The sequence below is a fragment of the Pseudomonas sp. GM55 genome (assembly GCF_000282395.1).
Classification (GTDB): domain Bacteria; phylum Pseudomonadota; class Gammaproteobacteria; order Pseudomonadales; family Pseudomonadaceae; genus Aquipseudomonas; species Aquipseudomonas fluorescens_CC.
The window spans coordinates 91,173-108,176 of record NZ_AKJJ01000001.1 but is presented as its reverse complement, the minus strand read 5'-3'; the positions used below and the strand labels follow the sequence as shown (position 1 = coordinate 108,176).

The window sequence follows — 17,004 nt, the reverse complement described above, 5'->3', positions numbered from 1 at the left end:
TTCTGTGGCGCTCTGAAGTCAGTCATCGCGGGCAAGCCCGCTCCCACACTGGATTGTGTTTGCACACCAAACCTGTGGGGGCGGGCTTGCTCCGGGCGGCGATCCGACGAAGCTTTTAGCGGCTGGCGAGGAGTGCCTGACCGCGCGCCACAGCAGCCTTCACCTGCGCCGGCGCAGTGCCGCCGATGTGGTTACGGGCATTGACCGAGCCTTCGAGGGTCAGTACGGCGAATACGTCCTGATCGATCTGGTCGCTGAACTTGCGCAGTTCTTCCAGGCTCATTTCCGCCAGGTCCTTGCCGCTGTCCACGCCGTACTTCACGGCATGACCGACGATTTCGTGGCAATCACGGAATGGCAGGCCGCGACGCACCAGGTAGTCGGCCAGGTCGGTGGCGGTGGAGAAGCCGCGCAGGGCCGCTTCGCGCATCATCGCGTGCTTGGGCTTGATCGCCGGAACCATGTCGGCAAAGGCCCGCAGCGAGTCGCGCAGGGTGTCGGCGGCGTCGAACAGTGGTTCCTTGTCTTCCTGGTTGTCCTTGTTGTAGGCCAGAGGCTGGCCTTTCATCAGGGTCAGCAGGCCCATCAGCGCGCCGAATACACGGCCGGTCTTGCCGCGCACGAGCTCCGGCACGTCCGGGTTTTTCTTTTGCGGCATGATCGAGCTGCCGGTGCAGAAACGGTCGGGCAGATCGATGAACTGGAATTGCGCGCTGGTCCACAGCACCAGCTCTTCGGAGAAGCGCGACAGGTGCATCATCGCGATACTGGCGGCGGAACAGAATTCGATGGCGAAATCGCGATCGGAGACATTATCCAGCGAATTGCCGCCAACCGCGTCGAAACCCAGCAATTGTGCGGTGTATTCACGATCGATCGGGTAGGTGGTGCCGGCCAGCGCCGCGCTACCCAGCGGCATGCGGTTGGTGCGCTTGCGGCAGTCGACCAGACGTTCGTAGTCGCGGCTGAGCATTTCGAACCAGGCCAGCATGTGGTGCCCGAACGTCACCGGCTGTGCAGTCTGCAAGTGGGTGAATCCCGGCATGATGCTGGCGGCTTCGCGCTCGGCCTGTTCCAGCAGGCCTTTTTGCAAGCGGGTGATTTCTGCCAGGATCAGGTCGATTTCGTCACGCAGCCACAGACGGATGTCGGTGGCGACCTGATCGTTACGGCTGCGGCCGGTGTGCAGCTTTTTACCGGTCACGCCGATGCGGTCGGTCAGGCGCGCCTCGATGTTCATGTGGACGTCTTCGAGGTCGATGCGCCAGTCGAACTGGCCGGCCTCGATTTCACCCTGGATGGTCTTCAGGCCATCGATGATGCTGTCGCGCTCGGCATCGGTCAGCACGCCGACCTTGGCCAGCATGGTGGCGTGGGCGATCGAGCCCATGATGTCGTGGCGATACAGGCGCTGGTCGAAGGTGACGGAGGCGGTGAAGCGGGCGACGAAGGCGTCGACGGGTTCACTGAAGCGGCCGCCCCAGGACTGATTGGTCTTGTCAGTGCTCATGAATTCGCTCGTATCGGCTTGATGAAAGAAGGCGTGGAACGCTGGCACGGATAATAACAGGGTTGCCAATCCTGTCGCTGACACTGGACGACACGTTTTTTGTGTAGGAGCGAGCTCGCTCGCGATGGGCGTCAACGATTACGCGTGCTTCCTGGATAAACGCGTCGACGCCAGGTTCATCGCGAGCAAGCTCGCTCCTACATTAGCGATCAGCGCAACGATATTTTTCAATTGGGCAATAACGTCCCGGCAACCGTCTACAGTTGGACAATAGGATCAGCGCATTTCTCGGTGCAGTCGCTGGCTATAAAAAGAGTGGGGTGTTCATATTGCGTATCAGCAAACCCTGTGGCGATGTGTCGCCAATGCTGGCCTGGGCCGCCAGTCGCCTGGCAGATGAAAATTTAGCTGCCCGACCAGCGGCACTTTTTGACGCTCGGGCTAGTCTTAGCGTGGATCGCGGTGACAGACGTCACTTCACCTGTCTACGCTATCCTTGTGCGAGACTCACGCAGGAATCCAGCGCAATATGAATGTCCTGATCGTTGATGACGAACCCTTGGCCCGCGAGCGCCTGAGCCGAATGGTTGGCGAACTCGAGGGATACAGTGTCCTGGAGCCTAGTGCCACGAATGGCGAAGAGGCGTTGGCACTGATCGACAGCCATAAGCCGGATATCGTATTGCTTGATATCCGCATGCCCGGCCTCGATGGCCTGCAAGTGGCTGCGCGGTTGTGCGAACGCGAAACTCCGCCCGCCGTGGTGTTCTGCGCCGGGCCCGATGAATTTGCCGTGGAAGCCTTACAGGCCAGCGCCGTAGGCTATCTGGTGAAACCTGTGAGAACTGAACAACTACATGACGCATTAAAGAGAGCCGAGCGCCCCAGTCGTGCCCAGCTCGCCGCCCTGACCCGCCCTGCTGCCGAAAGCGGCAACGGCCCGCGCAGCCATATCAGTGCCAGAACCCGTAAAGGGATCGAGTTGATTCCGCTGGATCAGGTGGTGTACTTCATTGCCGACCACAAATACGTGACCTTGCGCCACGAAGGCGGTGAGGTGCTGCTCGATGAGCCGCTCAAGGCCCTCGAGGACGAATTCGGTGACCGCTTCGTGCGTATCCATCGCAATGCACTGGTCGCCCGCGAGCGCATCGAACGATTGCAACGCACACCCCTGGGGCATTTTCAGCTGTTCCTCAAAGGCCTCAACGGTGATGCGCTGATCGTCAGCCGGCGCCATGTGGCTGGCGTGCGCAAGATGATGCAACAGCTTTAAACAGCTGTCCGCAGGTGAGTTTCACACCCGATTGCCGGACATCCGGGGCCAGGGAGGCCGAGTAGTATCTGATACAAGTCAAAGTGGATTTGGCTGAGCTGTTATTATCTGCCGTATCTATTCAGTACGGATTGATCCATGTCCTCTCGCCAGATCCGCATCGCCACCCGCAAAAGCGCACTCGCCCTGTGGCAGGCCGAATACGTCAAAGCCCGCCTTGAAGCGGCTCATCCGGGCCTGCTGGTGACCCTCGTCCCCATGGTCAGTCGTGGCGACAAGCTGCTCGACTCACCGTTGTCGAAAATCGGCGGCAAGGGCCTGTTCGTCAAGGAACTCGAAACCGCGCTGTTGGACAATGAAGCCGACATCGCCGTGCACTCCATGAAGGACGTGCCGATGGACTTCCCCGAAGGCCTCGGCCTGTTCTGCATCTGCGAACGTGAAGACCCGCGCGACGCCTTCGTTTCCAACACCTACACCAGCCTGGACGAGTTGCCCCGGGGCAGCATCGTCGGCACCTCCAGCCTGCGCCGCCAAGCTCAATTGCTGACCCGTCGCCCGGACCTGGAAATCCGCTTCCTGCGCGGCAACGTCAACACCCGCCTGGCCAAGCTCGATGCCGGCGAATACGACGCCATCATCCTCGCCGCTGCCGGCCTGATCCGTCTGGGCTTTGAGGATCGCATCACATCGGCCATCAGTGTCGACGACAGCCTTCCAGCCGGTGGCCAGGGTGCGGTGGGGATCGAATGCCGCAGCGCCGACAGTGAAATTCACGCGTTGCTGGCGCCCCTGCATCACCAGGACACCGCCACCCGTGTGACCGCCGAACGTGCCCTGAACAAGCATCTCAATGGCGGTTGCCAGGTGCCGATTGCCTGCTACGCCGTGCTGGAAGGTGAGCAGATCTGGTTGCGCGGGCTGGTCGGTGATCCGAGTGGTGGCCGGCTGCTCAGTGCCCAGGCTCGTGCGCCGCGTGGCGATGCCGAGGCGCTTGGTGTGCAAGTGGCCGAAGACCTTTTGAGCCAGGGCGCCGACGAGATTCTGAAAGCGGTCTATGGCGAGGCTGGTCACGAGTGACTGGCTGGCGCTTGCTGCTGACGCGTCCCGCCGATGAGTCGGCGGCGCTGAGCAGTTTTTTGGCCGAGCAGGGGATATTCAGTAACAGTCTGCCGCTTTTGGACATCGTGCCCCTTGCGACCACTGACACAATGCGCCAAGTGATTCAGGCGCTGGATCAGTTCTGCGCCGTCATCGTGGTCAGCAAGCCGGCCGCCCGGATCGGCGTCGAGCTGCTTGAGCGGTTTTCGCCAACGCCGGCTGGTGTGAAGTGGTTCAGTGTCGGCGCCGCGACTGCGCAGATCCTCGAGGATCACGGATTGGACGTGAGTTTTCCGGCAGAAGGCGATGACAGTGAAGCCTTGCTCGAACTTTCCCGACTGCGCGAGGCTATCGCACAACCCGATGCGCGAGTGCTGATCCTGCGCGGGGAGGGCGGGCGCGAGTTGCTGGCTGAGCGTTTGCGCGAGCTTGGTGCTAGTGTCGAGTATCTGGAATTGTACCGCCGGGCATTGCCGATTTACCCGCCGACAGCGCTGCCGGAACGGATCCAGGCGGAACGCCTGAACGGGCTGGTGGTCAGCAGTGGACAAGGTTTTGAGCACCTGCATCAGTTGGCTGGCGACGCCTGGCCGCAATTGGCGCGGTTGCCGTTGTTTGTACCAAGCCCCAGGGTTGCCGAGCTGGCGCGTGCCGCCGGGGCCAAAACAGTTGTGGATTGTCGCGGTGCCAGTGCCGCGGCCTTGCTGACGGCGTTACGGGAGCATCCCGTGCCCGTTTTCTAATGCAAAGGATGGATACGTGAGCGAAACAGCCTTGCCGAAAAATGACTCGCGACCGGTGCTTGATACACCTGTTGATGCTCCTGTTGATGAAATGCCGCCGCCACCTGTTGCCGTGCAGCGTCGAGGCAATGGTCTGGCTATCGTCGCGCTGCTGCTGGGCGCGGCCGGTGTTGCGGTGGGCGGTTGGGGCGTCTGGCAGGTGCGTCACCTGCAGGCCAATAATCAGCAGCAACTGAGCCAGGTTCAGGCGTTGAATGACCAGGCGCAGAGCCTCAAGCTCAATGAGGAGCGCTTGAGCGCACGCCTGGCGCAATTGCCTCCTGCTGATGAACTGGAAGCACGCAGTCGCCTGGTGATCCAGCTGCAAGGTGATCAGCAGCGTTTGAACCAGCGACTGGAAACCATACTCGGTGCCAGTCGCAAGGACTGGCGTCTGGCCGAGGCCGAGCATCTGTTGCGTCTTGCCAGCCTGCGACTGTCTGCCTTGCAGGACATCAGCAGCGCCCAGGCACTGGTTCAGGGTGCCGACGAGATACTGCGCGAGCAGAACGATCCAGGTGCCTTTGCCGCTCGCGAGCAAGTGGCCAAGACCCTGATTGCCTTGCGCAGTACCGAGCAACCGGATCGCACCGGGCTGTTTCTGCGTCTGGGCGCGTTGCGCGATCAAGTGGCCAGCCTCACCGAGCTGGCGCCGGAGTACAAGGACCGTGGCGATTCGTTGCTGGGCCTGACTGCCGATGGCGACGGTGCCAGTCGCTGGGCGCAATGGTGGGATCAGATTTCGCGCTACATCCGTATCGATTTCAATGCCGATAAAAACGTTCGCCCATTGCTGGCCGGCCAGAGCCTGATTCAGGTGCGCCTGGCCCTGAGCCTGGCGCTGGAGCAAGCACAGTGGGCTGCACTCAATGGTCAGGCTGCGGTTTATTCCCAAGTGCTGGACGAAGCGCGGGACATCCTCAAGGGCAACTTCAACCCGGACAACGCGCAAAGCAAAGTCATGCTTGAGCAGGTGGCTGAGTTGAGCAAGCAACCCGTTACCGTCGTCACGCCGGATATGACCAGCACCCTGAGCGCGGTGCAGGGGTATCTGGAGCGGCGCAACGTCAACGCCGAAGATTCGGTCAAGCCACTGGCCAGGCCTGCCGCGCACACTGCGCCGGAGGCCACGCCATGAGACGCCTCTATGTGATCGTGTTCCTCGTGATCGCCGCTGCCGCTGCGCTGGGGCTGGCGATTGCAGAACATTCCGGTTACGTGCTGATCGCCTACAAGACCTTCCGCTATGAGTCGAGCCTGTGGGCTACTTTGGCGCTGGTGGCTGTGCTCTGGCTGGTGATCTGGGGCATCAAGTCGCTGGTCGAACTGGTGATGGCCTCCAGTGGCGTGGTCAATCCGTGGTCGCGACGTAACCGCAGCCGTCGGGTGCAGGTGGCGATCGAACACGGTCAACTCGACCTGGCCGAAGGTCGCTGGGCCAGCGCGCAGCGTCACTTGCATCGGGCTGCCGAAGCCGAGCGCCAACCGCTGCTTTACTACCTCGGTGCGGCCCGTGCCGCAAACGAACAAGGTAATTACGAAGAAAGCGACAACTTGCTGGAGCGTGCCCTGGAGCGCCAGCCTCGGGCCGAGTTGGCGATCGCTTTGAGCCACGCCCAGTTGCAGACCGACCGCGGTGATACCGACGGCGCCCTCGCCACCCTGCAAGCCATGCGTGATCGCCACCCTCATAACGCACAGACCCTGCGTCAGTTGCAGCGCCTGCTTCAGCAGCGTGGTGACTGGTCGGCAGTGATTCGCCTGCTGCCGGAGCTGCGCAAGGACAAAATCCTGCCGGCGGCCGAACTCGCCGAACTGGAGCGTCGGGCCTGGGGGGCGAACCTGTCTCTGGCGGCGCAACGGGAAGAAGACGGGACGGTGGGGCAGCAATCGCTCGAACGTGCCTGGCAACAACTGACCTCAGCACAGCGTCAGGAGCCGCAACTGGTGCTCGCGTATGCCGAACAACTGCGTCAGCTGGGGGCTCAGGTCGAAGCCGAAGAAGTGCTGCGCAGCGCTCTCAAGCGCAGCTACGACAGTCACCTGGCACGGCTCTACGGACTGGTTCGCGGCAATGATCCGGCCCGCCAGCTGCAGGCTGCCGAAGGCTGGCTCAAGGAGCATCCGGCCGATCCGGGCCTACTGCTGACACTGGGTCGTCTATGCCTGCAAAACAGTTTGTGGGGCAAGGCCCGGGACTACCTGGAAAGCAGCCTGCGTGTACAACGCAATCCGGAAGCCTGTGCGGAACTGGCGAGGTTGTTGGCGCAAATGGGTGATACCGAGCGCAGCAACCAGTTGTTTCAGGAGGGCCTGGGTTTGTTGGATGAGCGCTTGCTCGCGGCCCCTCTGCCAGTGCCGGTTCGCGCTTGAGCCATTCGCTGGCGCCAGGTTCAAGCACCTGAGCAATGACCTGCGGCGAGGCAGAAATCTTCCTCGCCGCAGTACGATGATTGACTGAAATTCCGTAGTCAAATTTCGTCGCAGATAAAGTCCTACAGAGGGCTACGTATTATCCTCTCGCCTGCGTCGGGGTTTCCCTACACCTTTGCTGAAGTCTCTGTGGGCGCTTGCCTTGAAAGGCCGTCGCGCTTTCCTCTACCGTAACGGTCTGTCACTACTTTTACGGAAAAGCCATGTCATTGGCCTACTCACGCTCCTTGTTTTTCATGGCTTTCGTTGCGGGTGCCCTGGCGATGGGCGTTTCCTATTATCTGGAATATGCAGTCGGCCTGCGGCCTTGCGGCTTGTGTCTTGTGCAACGGTTTTGTCTGGCGCTCTTTACCGGTGTCTGCCTGATGGCTTCGGTCCATGGCCCCGGTCGCATCGGAAACGTTCTGTATTGGCTGCTCGGTCTTGGTTGCAGCCTGGCCGGCACTGTCACGGCGTGGCGACAGGTCCTGCTGCAAAGCCTTCCGGCGGAACAGGCAGCGGCGTGCTCGACCCATCTGGCGGAACTGTTGGCCAGTTCGCCATGGCTATCCGTAGTACGGCAAATGTTCAAGGGCGCAGCCGATTGTGTGGAAATTTCCTGGACGCTGTTCGATCTGAGTCTCACAGAGTGGAGCCTGCTGTTCTTCGTCGCGATGTTGATTCTGGCCGCTTACCAGTCGTTGCGACTGGTCTGGATCAGCTTTCGGCGACCACTCGGCGGCGAGTCGTCGCACCGGGCCTTTGCGGGCGATTAAACACTTGTATGAACATTATCGTCTGCGTACCTTGAAGCCAGTGTCGTGCGGGCATAATCTGGCCCGCACGTGTCATTGGAATTATGTTGCTCGATGACGCTCTGCCTGACCGCCCACTGACGTAACAAGAGGCGAACGGGCATAGAGCAGCTGACCCACAAGGGAAGAGAGATCACCATGCTCGAAAGTTGTCAGAATGCTCAGGAACGCTGGGGTGGAGTGCACCTGCTTATTGACCGCTGGTTGCAGGAGCGCAAAGAGCTGATCGATGCCTACGACAAGCTTGGCGCAAAGCCTGAGGCGCTAGGCGAGGATCGTAAACCCTTGCAGGAGTTCTGCGGTGTGCTGGTGGATTATGTGTCTGCCGGGCATTTCGAGATCTACGAACAGCTAACGGGGGAGGCGAAGGCCTTCAACGACAAGCGTGGCCTGGAGCTCGCCGAGACGATCTACCCGCGGATCGACGTCATCACCGAAAAGCTACTCGCGTTCAATGACCTGTGTGATGCAGGAAAGTGTGTCGCCGAAGAGTTCAAGACACTCGGCGGACTACTGCATGAACGCTTTGAGCTGGAAGACTGCCTGATCGAAGTACTGCACACTGCCCACAAGGAAGCCGATTCGGTTCAGGCCTGAAGCGCTTCCTGCAAGATCCCGAAACGGCGTGCCAAGGCACGCCGTTTTCGTTTGTGTCTTCAGCCGGTAGCACCGCGCAATTCGACTTCGAACACCAGTGGAGTGAAGGGGGCGATCACGTCGCCGGCACCGTCGGCACCATAGGCCTGGGCCGATGGAATCACCAGTCGCCATTTCGCCCCGACCGGCATGTTTTGCAATGCACTGCGCCATCCGGCGATCACGCTGTCGAGACTGAACCATTGTGGCTGACTGTTCTGATCGAACACCGTGCCGTCGGGCAGGCGTCCGATGTACAGCACCTGCACCTTGCCGTTCGGTCCGGCCTTGGCGCCAGTGCCCGGCGTCAACTCGGTCAGCAGCACACCGTCAGCCAATTCGCGCACGCCGGGTCTGGCTTTCTCGGCGGCGAGAAAGCGCTGTTCTTTTTCCAGTGCCATTTCGCTTTGCGGCTCGGCTGACTGCATGGCAATCCGGGCTTCATGCTCGGTCAATATCTGCTGGATCTGTTCGTCCTTCAGCGCCAGCGGCTTGCCCTGATAGGCCTGCTGCAATCCTTCGACCAGTGCCTGGAGTTGCAGGTCGGGAGCCTCCTGGCGCAAGCGTTCGCCAAGGCTCGCACCCAGGCTGTAAGCGAGATCGTGGGCTTCATTTTCCTGTGTTGTCGCGGCGGCCTGGGCCACCGAAAAAAACGCGCACAGCGATAAAAAAAGGTAGCGCGACATGGGCACTCTCCGACCTGAATTGCGGGCGATTATGCCAGCGAGAATATGCGCAACGGTGAACTGCTTTTGCTGCGACGCAGAAGTTTTTCAGTCCTTTGCAACACAACGCTTTCGATAGTGTCAACATGCCCTAGCGGCGGTTGCAGCAGAGGTCTAGTATGAGCCGCACTCACTTCAGCCAGGAGGTAAACCATGTCGGCCACCAAGAAGCCAGTAAACACTCCATTGCACCTGCTCCAACAACTCTCGAGCAGCCTGCTCGAGCACCTGGAAACCGCTTGTTCCGAAGCCTTGGCTGATGCTGAAAAACTGCTCGCCAAACTGGAAAAGCAGCGCGGAAAAGCGCAAGAAAAACTGCACAAGTCCCGCACCAAATTGCAGGACGCTGCGGCGGCCGGAAAAGCCAAGGCACAAGCCAAGGCCAAGGACGCAGTGGCCGATCTTGAAGAGCTGCTCGATGCCCTCAAGAATCGTCAATCGGAAACCCGCGGCTACATTCTGCAACTCAAGCGCGATGCTCAGGAAAGCCTGAAACTGGCTCAGGGCGTCGGTCGTGTACAAGAGGCTGTCGGCAAGGCGTTGTCCCTGCGCGCGGCCAAACCTGCTGCGGCACCTGCGAAGAAAACCGCTGCCAAACCGGCTGCTGCAAAAGCACCGGCCAAGCCTGCTGCTGCAAAACCGGCAACTGCCAAGCCAGTAGCCAAAACTGCCGCCGCCAAACCGGCTGCAAAACCGGCAGCGAGAAAACCGGCTGCTGCCAGCGCTGCAAAACCTGCGGCTAAAACCACGGCTGCCAAACCAGCCGCTGCACGACCAGCCGCTGTAAAAACCGCCGCTGCCAAACCGGCCGTGGCTAAAACCACCGCCGCTAAACCGGCAGCTAAACCAGCGGCAAAACCGGCCGCTAAACCAGCCACCCGGACCGCTGCGGCGAAACCTGCTGCCAAGCCGGCTGCAAAACCTGTCGCTGCAAAACCGGCAGCCAAACCAGCAGCTAAGCCAGCGGCAAAACCTGCCGTAAAAGCGGCTGCCAAACCTGCCGCTAAACCAGCTGCAGCGAAACCAGCCGTTGCCGCCAAGCCAACCGCTGCCAAGCCAATTGCCGCCAAACCGGCTGCTACAAAACCTGCTGCAAAACCAGCAGCCAAACCTGCAGTGAAAAAGCCGGTTGCCGCCAAGCCAGCCACCGCACCAGTTGCCAAACCAGCCAACCCGGCTCCGGCAGCAACGTCTGCTTTAGCAGCAGCCACCTCGACAGCCACGCCAGCGCCAACGCCGGCCGCCGCATCGATCGCAGCAACCACCCCAACCAGCGCTTCCTAAGTGCCGGTTACCGCGACGCGCAGCTGATGCAGCGCGTCGCGGTGCAGGTGGGCGGCCTCAGCCGCCGCACCTTCCAGCCAGGCCGCCAGATCGGTCTCGGCACCTTGCGGCCAACTCTGCGCCGCTCTCTCCAGCCGCAACAACAGATGCCGTTCGGCTTCCAGTTCGAGTGCCTTCACTTGTTCACGCAGGCTATGCAAATCGGCGTCTTCCGTAGCCTCGGCCTTCCATTGTGTGCGCAAGGCGCGTAACGGTCCCACGACATCGGCGTCCCAGGCGACGGCCACACTGCGCAGTTGCTGCAAACGTTGCTCATCGCAGGCCACGCCCCGTTGTCCCAACCACGCACCACACAGCAACAGACACACATTGACTCCCGCCGACTGCAATTGCAGGCACGCCTGCTCAACGCCTGGATGGGCATAAGTGGTCAGGGAAAAGCTCCACAGGTCAGAGGACATAGTGCTACTCGCGCCAGTTGCGAGCGAAGCTGGTAGACTCCGCCGCCATTATGATTCGACTTCAGAACCTGACTTTACAGCGTGGCCCGCAACGTCTGCTAGAAGACGCCGAGCTGACCCTGCACGCCGGCCAGAAAGCCGGCCTCATCGGTGCCAACGGCGCCGGCAAATCGAGCCTGTTCGCCTTGCTTCGGGGCGAGCTGCACCCGGACTCGGGTGATTGCTTGCTGCCGGCCGACTGGCGTATCGCCCACATGCGCCAGGAGGTCGACACTCTCGAGCGCCTGGCGGTCGACTACGTGCTCGATGGCGACCTGCGCCTGCGCCAGGTGCAACGTGACCTGGCGGCAGCCGAAGCGGCCCATGACGGTGCCGCACAGGCCCGCCTGCACTCGGAACTCGACAGCGCCGACGGTTACACCGCCGACGCCCGGGCGCGCAAGTTGCTGGCCGGTCTTGGGTTCACCAACGAGCAGATGGATCGTCAGGTCGGGGATTTCTCCGGTGGCTGGCGGATGCGTCTGAACCTGGCGCAGGCGTTGATGTGCCCATCGGACCTGCTGCTGCTCGACGAACCGACCAACCACCTGGACCTCGACGCCATCATCTGGCTCGAAGAGTGGCTCAAGAGCTATCCCGGCACCCTGATGCTGATTTCCCACGACCGGGACTTCCTCGATGCCGTGGTCGATCACGTGGCCCACGTCGATCAGCGCAAGATCACCCTGTACCGCGGTGGCTACAGCGCTTTCGAGCGCGCCCGTGCCGAACGCCTGGCTCAGCAACAGCAGGCCTACGAGAAGCAGCAGGCGCAACGTGCGCACATGGAAAGCTACATCGCCCGCTTCAAGGCCCAAGCCACCAAGGCCCGTCAGGCCCAGAGCCGGATCAAGGCACTGGAGCGGATGGAAGAGCTGACCGCCGCCCACGTCGACTCACCGTTCGACTTTGTCTTCCGTGAGTCGCAGAAAATTTCCAGTCCGCTGATCGACTTGTCAGATGCCCGCCTGGGTTACGGCGAGAAGGCCGTGCTGGAGAAGGTCAAGCTGCAACTGACCCCGGGGGCGCGAATCGGTCTGCTCGGACCTAACGGCGCCGGTAAATCGACCCTGATCAAGAACCTTGCCGGTGAGCTCTCGCCATTGGCTGGCCGCTTGACCCGTGGCGAGAACACCGTGGTCGGTTACTTCGCCCAGCATCAACTCGATTCTCTGGACTCCAAGGCCAGCCCGTTGCTGCACTTGCAGCGCCTGGCGCCGACCGAGCGCGAACAGACCCTGCGCGACTTCCTCGGTGGTTTTGACTTCCGTGGTGCGCGAATCGACGAGCCGGTACTGAATTTCTCCGGTGGCGAGAAAGCACGCCTGGCATTGGCCTTGATCGCCTGGGATCGGCCGAACCTGTTGCTGCTCGACGAACCGACCAACCACCTGGACCTGGAAATGCGCCTGGCACTGACCATGGCCCTGCAGGAATTCAGTGGGGCGGTACTGGTGGTCTCCCACGACCGTCACTTGCTCAAAAGCACCACCGATAACTTCTACCTGGTGGCGGACGGCAAGGTCGAGGAGTTCGACGGCGACCTGGAGGACTACACCCGCTGGCTGGTGGAGTATCGCCAGCGCAATGCCCCGGTCAGCAACACACCGGTCAACCCGGACAAGACCGACAAGAAAGCCCAGCGTCAGGCCGCCGCTGCGTTGCGCCAGCAACTGGCGCCGCACAAGCGCGAAGCTGACAAGCTTGAAGCCGAGTTGGGCAAGCTGCACGAAAAGCTGGCGAAAATCGATGCCAGCCTCGGCGACAGCGATATCTACGAGCCGGCGCGCAAGAACGAATTGCGTGATCTGCTGGCCGAACAGGCCAAGCTGAAGGTGCGTGAGGCACAGCTGGAAGAAGCGTGGATGGAAGCCCTGGAATTGCTGGAAAGCATGCAGGCGGAGCTGGAGGCACTGTCCTGATGGACGCCTTCAAACTGCCGTTGCCGGCGGTGTGGGCCGAGCCGATCTGGCTCGGCGTGCAAATCCTGCTGATCCTGTTAGCCGGCTACTTCGCCCAGCGCTTCGTCGCCAAATGCCTGACCCGTCTTGGTGAGCGCTATCCGTTCCCGCCGCAACTGCTGATGCCGCTGCGGGGCGGTTTGCGCTGGCTGATCATGGGCAGTGCGTTGATTTTCGTCCTGGAGCGACTCGGCGTATCGGCCACGGTGCTCTGGACCGCATTGTCCGGTTTCGTCGCGGTCGCGGCAGTGGCTTTTTTCGCCATGTGGAGCGTGCTGTCGAACCTGCTGTGCGCGATCCTGATTTTCACCGTCGGCCCGTTTCGCCTGGGCGACGTGGTCGAGTTGGTGGACACCACTGACAAGCCCGGCGTCAAAGGCCGGGTGGTGGCGATCAATCTGCTGTACACCACGCTGGTCGAGGCCGAAGAGCTCGGGACCGGCAGCGCCATGGTGCAAGTGCCCAACAGTTTGTTCTTCCAGCGCTCGGTGCGGCGCTGGCGCGGGACGGATGTTTTCCCTTCCAGCGGGTTTGAAAAGTAAGGCTTCTGTTGACTGCTACACCGTCTTCGCGCCAGAGAGCCCCTTGTAGGAGCGAGCTTGCTCGCGATGGGGCCCTCAAGCCCTAAGCGCTGGTCGGCATCCGCAACATCCCGCAAAAAATCGGTAGTCATCCACCCAAAGCCGCATTAGCTTAGACGTCTGTCACGAGTCTGAGTCGAGGTGTGCAATGGAGCTTCAAACATGGCTGGCGTTTTTTGCCGCCTGCTGGGTGATCAGCCTGTCTCCCGGTGCCGGCGCCATTGCGTCGATGTCCAGCGGTCTGCAGTACGGTTTCTGGCGCGGTTACTGGAACGCCCTGGGCCTGCAACTGGGCCTGGCTTTGCAGATCGCCATCGTCGGTGCCGGTGTCGGCGCCATTCTCACGGCTTCGGCCACGGCCTTCTACGCCATCAAATGGTTTGGCGTGGCGTATCTGGTTTACCTCGCGATCAAGCAATGGCGTGCACTGCCCAGTGATATGAGCGATGACGCAGCGGTGCGCCAGATCGGCAAGCCGATGGCCCTGGTGTTCCGGGGTTTTCTGGTGAACATCAGTAACCCCAAGGCCCTGGTGTTCATGCTGGCGGTGTTGCCGCAGTTCATCGACCCCCATGCTCCACTGTTGATTCAGTATCTGGTGATCGGTGTAACGATGATCTGCGTCGATCTGATCGTCATGGCCGGCTACACCGGTTTGGCGTCCAAGGTGCTGCGTCTGCTGCGCACGCCGAAACAGCAAAAGCGCATGAACCGGACCTTTGCCGGGCTGTTCATCGGTGCGGCAGCGTTCATGGCGACGCTGCGCAGAGCTGCGGTCTGAATCGACAGAACACCGAAAAGGCGACCCATGCGGTCGCCTTTTTTATTGGCATATCAGTATCTTGGAGAACCCTCGATTTCGCAGGAAGTCCCAACAAAGCTTGAGCGAAACCCATCGGGCGTTAACAATATGTAACTTCGTTTTTCAAATTGAGATTCATTCATGATTGCCCCCTCCCGTTTCCTGGCCTGGCTGTTGCTGCCGCTGTTCGCGGCGTGCAGCGTTCAGTTGCTGGCCGCCCCCGTCGAAGGTGCGCCGCAGGCGCTGCACTTGCTCGATTACATCGGCGCGGATTACCCGGACACGGTGCAGGCGGGCAGCATCATGGATCAGGCCGGATTTCGCGCGCAGCAAGAGTCGGTCAAGACGCTGGGAAGTTTGATCACGGCCATGCCGGCCAAACCGGAAAAAGTTGCGCTGGAGCAAAGCCTGACCGCGCTGGGAAGTTCCATCAGCGCCCGTCAGGACGGTGCTGACGTCGCACGCCAGGCCCGGCAACTGGGGGCGAAGCTGGCCGTGGCCTATGAAGTCAGCCAGGCCCCGGTCATCACGCCGGATCCGGCGCGTGGCGCGCCGCTGTACGCTCAGCATTGCTCGGTCTGCCATGGCGATACAGGCGCCGGCGACGGCCCGGCAGGTGTCGGCATGACGCCACCGCCATCCAATCTGCGCGATAGCACACGACTGGATCGACTGAGCCTCTACGCGATCTACAGCACCTTGGGTCTGGGCGTTGAAGGGACCGACATGTCGGCCTTTGCCGATCAACTGGATGATCGCCAGCGTTGGGACCTGGCTACCTATATCGCCAGCTTCAGTGCCGACCTTGCGACAGCCAATGCTGACAAAACCTACAACATCGCCGACCTGGCCCGTCAGACCCCGGCCGAAGTGCAGGCCGCCGAAGGCCCGCAAGCCGCCGCGACGTTCCGTGCTCAGCGGGCTCAACCGCCGCAGGTCAAGCGTGGCCCGGCACAATTGCTCGACTACACCGCTGCCACTCTGGACAAGAGCGTCGCGGCGTATCGTGCCGGTGAGCATGACCAGGCCTACGACTTATCGGTAGCGGCATACCTGGAAGGCTTCGAGCTGGTTGAAAGCTCGCTGGACAACATTGACGCCAACGTGCGTAAAGACACTGAAAAATCCCTGATGGCTTATCGTCAGTCGTTGCAGGACGGCTTGCCGGTGAGCGAGGTCGAGCAGCGCCTGGAAGTGGCCAAGGACAAGTTGAAGGCCTCGGCCGGCCTGCTGGGCAACAATGGTTTGAGCTGGTCGCTGAGTTACATTTCCGGCTTGCTGATTCTGCTGCGCGAAGGTCTGGAAGCGATTCTGGTGCTGGCGGCGATCCTGGCTTTCCTGCGTAACACGGGGCAGCAGGCAGCGGTGCGCAGCGTCAACGCCGGTTGGGGCCTGGCGTTTGTGGCGGGGCTGGGCACCTGGGCGCTGGCAGCCTATGTGATTGATGTCAGCGGTTCGCAGCGCGAATTGCTGGAGGGCGCGACGGCGTTGTTTGCCAGCGTCATGGTGCTGTGGCTGGGGGTGTGGATGCATGATCGTCGCCACGCGGCGGCCTGGCAGGATTACATCAAGACCAGCCTGGTCGGTGGCGGTGGGCGTTTCGGTTTTGCGACCCTGGCGTTTTTCTCGGTGTATCGCGAATTGTTCGAAGTGATTCTGTTCTACGAAACCCTGTGGTTGCAGGCCGGTCCCGCGGGGCACAACGCGGTGTTGGCCGGTGGAGCCACGGCGCTGGTGCTGCTGATCGGCCTGGCCTGGGTGATTTTGCGCGGTTCGGCGAAGTTGCCACTGGCGCTGTTCTTCAGCATCAACGCTGGTCTTTTGTGCGCCTTGTCGGTGGTGTTTGCAGGGCATGGCGTGAAAGCGCTGCAGGAGGCCGGGATCTTCGGTACGCGCCCAGTGCCGTTCTTTGAGTTCGACTGGCTGGGGATTCATGCCGATGCGTATTCGTTGAGTGCGCAAGCGGTGGCGATCATTGCGATTGTCGTGTTGTATGGCCGTAGCCGGGTGGTTGAGAAACAGCGGGTGCAGGTTTCTTAAACAGCATTCGCTGCGCTCAAATTCGTCGGTGCGCCGCCCGGGGCAAGCCCGCTCCCACATGGACGATGTGTATTCTGTGGGAGCGGGCTTGCCCGCGATGCTTTTCAATAGAGGAAAAACCCAATGCGTGTCTGGATCGATGCCGACGCCTGCCCTCGGGCAGCGAAGGATCTGGTGGTGAAGTTCGCCCTCAAGCGCCAGTTCGAAGTGGTGCTGGTGGCCGGGCAGCCGCAGATCAAGCCAGGTCTGGCGCTGGTCAAGCTGATCGTGGTGCCGAGCGGCCCGGATGCGGCCGATGATTACCTGGTGGAGCACGCAGTTCCCGGTGAATTGGTGATTTGCAGCGATGTGCCGTTGGCCGACCGTCTGGTGAAGAAGGGCGTGGCCGCGCTGGACCCGCGCGGGAAGGAGTTCGATGCGCAGAACATGGGTGATCGGCTGGCTGTGCGCAACCTGTTCACCGATTTGCGCGAACAGGGGCAAATGGGCGGAGGGCCTGCGCCGTTCGGCGACCGTGAGAAGCAGGCGTTTGCCAATGCGCTGGATCGGATACTCACACGGCTGACACGCAAAACCTGA

Annotated in this window: 16 protein-coding genes; 13 read left to right on the top strand and 3 right to left on the bottom strand. The window is 61.3% G+C overall.

The annotated features are described in order from the left end of the window. Window positions 1-115 precede the first annotated feature (115 nt). On the bottom strand, window positions 116-1,510 hold the full coding sequence (gene argH / locus PMI31_RS00500) for an argininosuccinate lyase (RefSeq protein WP_007978825.1): 1,395 nt from the start codon (window positions 1,508-1,510) through the stop codon (window positions 116-118). 529 nt (window positions 1,511-2,039) lie between these two features. Here argH and PMI31_RS00495 point away from each other — a divergent pair. From PMI31_RS00495 to PMI31_RS00465, 7 genes are all read left to right on the top strand, one after another. After that, window positions 2,040-2,786 carry a LytR/AlgR family response regulator transcription factor gene (locus PMI31_RS00495; protein ID WP_008015500.1) on the top strand — a complete coding sequence of 249 codons (747 nt, stop codon included), beginning with the start codon at window positions 2,040-2,042 and terminating at the stop codon, window positions 2,784-2,786. Window positions 2,787-2,924: 138 nt separating this feature from the next. Beyond that, entirely contained in the window at window positions 2,925-3,866 is a 942-nt protein-coding gene (gene hemC / locus PMI31_RS00490; RefSeq protein ID WP_008015499.1) for a hydroxymethylbilane synthase, read from the top strand. Further along, complete coding sequence (locus PMI31_RS00485) at window positions 3,863-4,630, top strand: uroporphyrinogen-III synthase (protein WP_008015498.1); 768 nt, start codon at window positions 3,863-3,865, stop codon at window positions 4,628-4,630. The genes hemC and PMI31_RS00485 overlap by 4 nt, the downstream gene beginning before the upstream one ends. 16 nt (window positions 4,631-4,646) lie before the next feature. Then, window positions 4,647-5,807: a uroporphyrinogen-III C-methyltransferase gene (locus PMI31_RS00480; protein WP_008015497.1), complete on the top strand. Its 1,161-nt coding sequence runs from the start codon at window positions 4,647-4,649 to the stop codon at window positions 5,805-5,807. After that, window positions 5,804-7,042, top strand: a complete 1,239-nt coding sequence (locus PMI31_RS00475) for a heme biosynthesis protein HemY (protein WP_008015496.1) — start codon at window positions 5,804-5,806, stop codon at window positions 7,040-7,042. The genes PMI31_RS00480 and PMI31_RS00475 overlap by 4 nt, the downstream gene beginning before the upstream one ends. A gap of 263 nt (window positions 7,043-7,305) precedes the next feature. Further along, on the top strand, window positions 7,306-7,857 hold the full coding sequence (locus PMI31_RS00470) for a disulfide bond formation protein B (RefSeq protein WP_008015495.1): 552 nt from the start codon (window positions 7,306-7,308) through the stop codon (window positions 7,855-7,857). A gap of 177 nt (window positions 7,858-8,034) precedes the next feature. Then, complete coding sequence (locus tag PMI31_RS00465) at window positions 8,035-8,493, top strand: Rsd/AlgQ family anti-sigma factor (RefSeq protein WP_008015492.1); 459 nt, start codon at window positions 8,035-8,037, stop codon at window positions 8,491-8,493. A gap of 59 nt (window positions 8,494-8,552) precedes the next feature. Here PMI31_RS00465 and PMI31_RS00460 read toward each other — a convergent pair whose 3' ends face one another. Further along, entirely contained in the window at window positions 8,553-9,218 is a 666-nt protein-coding gene (locus PMI31_RS00460; RefSeq protein WP_008015490.1) for an FKBP-type peptidyl-prolyl cis-trans isomerase, read from the bottom strand. Between the two features lie 192 nt (window positions 9,219-9,410). On the opposite strand from PMI31_RS00460, the gene PMI31_RS31140 reads away from it, so the two are divergent. Continuing rightward, the gene (locus tag PMI31_RS31140) at window positions 9,411-10,541 is read left to right on the top strand and encodes an AlgP family protein (protein WP_008015487.1); all 1,131 of its coding nucleotides are present in this window, start codon (window positions 9,411-9,413) and stop codon (window positions 10,539-10,541) included. Here PMI31_RS31140 and PMI31_RS00450 read toward each other — a convergent pair. Then, window positions 10,538-11,002, bottom strand: a complete 465-nt coding sequence (locus tag PMI31_RS00450; RefSeq protein ID WP_008015485.1) for a TIGR02444 family protein — start codon at window positions 11,000-11,002, stop codon at window positions 10,538-10,540. The genes PMI31_RS31140 and PMI31_RS00450 overlap by 4 nt on opposite strands. A 50-nt stretch (window positions 11,003-11,052) precedes the next feature. On the opposite strand from PMI31_RS00450, the gene PMI31_RS00445 reads away from it, so the two are divergent. The 5 genes from PMI31_RS00445 (at window position 11,053) to PMI31_RS00425 (ending at window position 17,004) form a co-directional block, all read left to right on the top strand. After that, the gene (locus PMI31_RS00445; RefSeq protein ID WP_008015484.1) at window positions 11,053-12,963 is read left to right on the top strand and encodes an ATP-binding cassette domain-containing protein; all 1,911 of its coding nucleotides are present in this window, start codon (window positions 11,053-11,055) and stop codon (window positions 12,961-12,963) included. Then, window positions 12,963-13,544: a mechanosensitive ion channel family protein gene (locus tag PMI31_RS00440; RefSeq protein WP_008015482.1), complete on the top strand. Its 582-nt coding sequence runs from the start codon at window positions 12,963-12,965 to the stop codon at window positions 13,542-13,544. Before PMI31_RS00445 ends, PMI31_RS00440 begins: the two co-directional genes overlap by 1 nt. 187 nt (window positions 13,545-13,731) lie before the next feature. Next, window positions 13,732-14,364: a homoserine/homoserine lactone efflux protein gene (gene rhtB / locus PMI31_RS00435; protein ID WP_008015480.1), complete on the top strand. Its 633-nt coding sequence runs from the start codon at window positions 13,732-13,734 to the stop codon at window positions 14,362-14,364. 162 nt (window positions 14,365-14,526) lie between these two features. Further along, entirely contained in the window at window positions 14,527-16,425 is a 1,899-nt protein-coding gene (locus tag PMI31_RS00430) for a cytochrome c/FTR1 family iron permease (protein WP_008015478.1), read from the top strand. 123 nt (window positions 16,426-16,548) lie between these two features. Continuing rightward, on the top strand, window positions 16,549-17,004 hold the full coding sequence (locus tag PMI31_RS00425; protein WP_008015476.1) for a YaiI/YqxD family protein: 456 nt from the start codon (window positions 16,549-16,551) through the stop codon (window positions 17,002-17,004).

Coding starts and splice junctions, on each gene's coding strand:
- argH (WP_007978825.1), bottom strand. CDS start 1,510: ATGAGCACTGACAAGACCAATCAGTCCTGGGGCGGCCGCTTCAGTGAA.
- PMI31_RS00495 (WP_008015500.1), top strand. CDS start 2,040: ATGAATGTCCTGATCGTTGATGACGAACCCTTGGCCCGCGAGCGCCTG.
- hemC (WP_008015499.1), top strand. CDS start 2,925: ATGTCCTCTCGCCAGATCCGCATCGCCACCCGCAAAAGCGCACTCGCC.
- PMI31_RS00475 (WP_008015496.1), top strand. CDS start 5,804: ATGAGACGCCTCTATGTGATCGTGTTCCTCGTGATCGCCGCTGCCGCT.
- PMI31_RS00470 (WP_008015495.1), top strand. CDS start 7,306: ATGTCATTGGCCTACTCACGCTCCTTGTTTTTCATGGCTTTCGTTGCG.
- PMI31_RS00465 (WP_008015492.1), top strand. CDS start 8,035: ATGCTCGAAAGTTGTCAGAATGCTCAGGAACGCTGGGGTGGAGTGCAC.
- PMI31_RS00460 (WP_008015490.1), bottom strand. CDS start 9,218: ATGTCGCGCTACCTTTTTTTATCGCTGTGCGCGTTTTTTTCGGTGGCC.
- PMI31_RS31140 (WP_008015487.1), top strand. CDS start 9,411: ATGTCGGCCACCAAGAAGCCAGTAAACACTCCATTGCACCTGCTCCAA.
- PMI31_RS00450 (WP_008015485.1), bottom strand. CDS start 11,002: ATGTCCTCTGACCTGTGGAGCTTTTCCCTGACCACTTATGCCCATCCA.
- PMI31_RS00445 (WP_008015484.1), top strand. CDS start 11,053: ATGATTCGACTTCAGAACCTGACTTTACAGCGTGGCCCGCAACGTCTG.
- PMI31_RS00440 (WP_008015482.1), top strand. CDS start 12,963: ATGGACGCCTTCAAACTGCCGTTGCCGGCGGTGTGGGCCGAGCCGATC.
- rhtB (WP_008015480.1), top strand. CDS start 13,732: ATGGAGCTTCAAACATGGCTGGCGTTTTTTGCCGCCTGCTGGGTGATC.
- PMI31_RS00430 (WP_008015478.1), top strand. CDS start 14,527: ATGATTGCCCCCTCCCGTTTCCTGGCCTGGCTGTTGCTGCCGCTGTTC.
- PMI31_RS00425 (WP_008015476.1), top strand. CDS start 16,549: ATGCGTGTCTGGATCGATGCCGACGCCTGCCCTCGGGCAGCGAAGGAT.